Raw genomic sequence first — 2,666 nt, 5'->3', positions numbered from 1 at the left:
CGGTACGCCGCGGTATCCGGTGATTGTGCGAGCAAGGGGGGCACAAATTCTATACAGGAGCTTAAATCGGCTTGGACACGATTTCAGCGATGTGATAGACTTTTGGCATCGGTCGAGGGGGTGCCAAAAGTTGCAAGAAAAGGTCCGTTACTGCGGGCGAGACTTCACTGAAACTGACATCGAAATAATCCGCCAAATCATTGGTTCACCCGCCCAATACCCTACGCGTCAAGCGATCTCGCAAGCTGTATGTCGAGAACTTCAATGGTTGAGGCCGGATGGGAGAATTAAGGACATGTCCTGCCGGGTTGCCCTCATACGGATGGATAAAGACGGTCTGATAAGTTTGCCGCTGCCACGATACAGTTTTTCTCCGAAACCCCGGCCTCTCATTATCACTTCAGCATCGGACGCTCCGGGCACGAAAATCATCGGTTCCGCAAAAGACTTTCCTGATCTTGCCTTAAGGCGCGCGATCACGAAGGATGAATTGCACTTATGGCGAGAATTTGTTACTCGCTATCATTACCTCGGTTACACGAAATTGCCTGGCGCACAAATTCGCTATTTTATTGAAAACGGAGGCCAAATATTGGGTGTTATCGGCTTCGCTGCCTCCGCCTGGAAAACGGCACCCCGCGACAAATTTATCGGTTGGACCTCGGAACAAAGAGAAAGAAACCTCCATCTTATTGTAAATAATGCCCGATTCCTGATACTACCTTGGGTTAAAGTTCACAACCTCGCCTCGTGCGTTCTTGGGTTGGCTGCCAGACAATTACCCCGTGATTGGCAAGAAATATACTCTTATAGTCCGGTTATGCTGGAGACATTTGTAGAATCATATCGTTTCTTGGGTACTTGCTATCAAGCAGCCAATTGGATCTACGTCGGGGAAACCAAAGGAACAGGCAAAGTCAGACGCCCTGGACGAAGGAGAAAATGCTTCAAAGACGTATATCTTTATCCTCTGAACAAAAACTTCCGAAAGATCCTTAAAGGTGGTGCATAAGATGTCTAATTGGAACGAATTACTCACTATGTTTGCTTGCGCCTTTACCAGGCCATCCTTCGAACTATTTATCACTTTGTGCTCTGCCTGGATACTATGTCCCGGTCGCCATACCATTACTCATATGATTTCGGTCACCAATCTCCAGGAAAAACACTCTCATGATGCGTACCACGGCTTTATCCGCTGCCGTGTGTGGAGCATGGGTGATCTCTGGGATAATGTAGCCCGTCTCATTATAAATACCTTTGCTTCTGTCGGTGATATCTTGATTGCAATCGACGATACTCTTATTCATAAGTCGGGATACAAGATCGAAGGCGTTGGAATCTATCGCGACGCCGTACATTCCACCGCAAGGAAGACTTTTTTAGCACTAGGACTCAACTTAGTTGTTCTTACCATACAAATCAGACTTCCATTGAATGTTTACGTAGCCTTTCCGGTCAACCTCCGCGTCCACAGGAAAGACGACAAGAAAAACTGGGAACTGGCAGAGGAAATGATCCTACATCTGGTATCGTTGTTCCCTAATCGTAAATTTAAACTCGTTTGTGACGGAGCATATGCTATACTTGCCGGTAGAGGTCTACCCCAAACTCACGTCACATCACGAATTAGACGGGATGCAAGGATCTACGGCCTGCCACCTACTAAAAGAGAAAAAGGTAAAAGGGGACCACATCCCAAAAAAGGCCACCGCCTCCTCTCGCCTCGAGCATTCGCAAGCCAACTAAAGGAAAATGAATGGACTTTGTGCAAGGTCAACAAACGCGGCCAGTTGGTCGATTATCTCCTATGGTGCCAGGCCGTCTTATGGTGGGAAACAAGTAAAAGCCCGATTCTTTTGGTAATAGTCCGAGATCCAACCGGAAAGCAACCTGATGATTTCTTCTTCACAACTGATACCTCGTCGGAACCTACTCAGGTGGTCGCTGACTACATTATCCGCTGGCCAATCGAAGAGACGTTTAGAAATGCAAAGCAATTCCTTCGCGCTGAAGACCCCCAAAGTTGGAAAAAACTTGGACCAGAACGCGCCTGTGGTCTAGCGTTCCTTCTCTACTCCCTGGTATGGTTTTGGTTCGCTGATGCAAAAACACCATCTCCTGCACCTTATCCCTGGTACCCGAAAAAAGGTACGCCTTCTTTTGCCGATGCAATGGGTGCTTTGCGTAAACAATTATGGAGTGCGCACATTTCATCCCTTCAATTTCCGTCTGATTCCCCGTCAATACAAAAATTAATTGAAGTGCTCGCACAAGCTGTCTAAAAAAATCCACCTAAAGTTGTTGCCTCCGAACAAATGCATAATCCATCCTCCTACCCCCATAAAATCCCAATACTTACATAATACGCCTCACCCAACCTTCCCATTCCGCTAATTATATCAAAACACTATAGCCTCAACCTATTTTTTTCCATTGCCTACCACTATAACACCCATATATGCCATTTTGTGTATAGTCTACGATTCTGTAATTCTACCGGGTCTACCAAAACACTCAAACCTGGCCTAATTAATTCCCAAATTCCCATGCTGACAAGCCCCAAGGCCTACTCTCATTGGACCTTGCCTTTACGCCATTCCATTCAAATTTGCGAAAGTCCACTTTTACCAACCCGCACGTATTCGTCTATTTTTTCCAACTGG

Annotated in this window: 2 protein-coding genes; both read left to right on the top strand. The window is 46.4% G+C overall.

Going from position 1 to position 2,666, the window contains the following annotated elements; translation table 11 throughout:
• A partial coding sequence (locus RTI30_RS13850) for a Druantia anti-phage system protein DruA (RefSeq protein WP_312284088.1) occupies positions 1-1,012 on the top strand: 1,012 nt, incomplete at its 5' end.
• Position 1,013: 1 nt separating this feature from the next.
• Entirely contained in the window at positions 1,014-2,285 is a 1,272-nt protein-coding gene (locus RTI30_RS13845; protein ID WP_312284087.1) for a transposase, read from the top strand.
• The last annotated feature ends 381 nt before the right edge of the window (positions 2,286-2,666 follow it).

Origin of the sequence: Candidatus Igneacidithiobacillus taiwanensis, assembly GCF_031962545.1 — a bacterium.
Taxonomy (GTDB): domain Bacteria; phylum Pseudomonadota; class Gammaproteobacteria; order Acidithiobacillales; family Acidithiobacillaceae; genus Igneacidithiobacillus; species Igneacidithiobacillus taiwanensis.
This window is presented reverse-complemented; position numbering and strand designations above follow the sequence as displayed.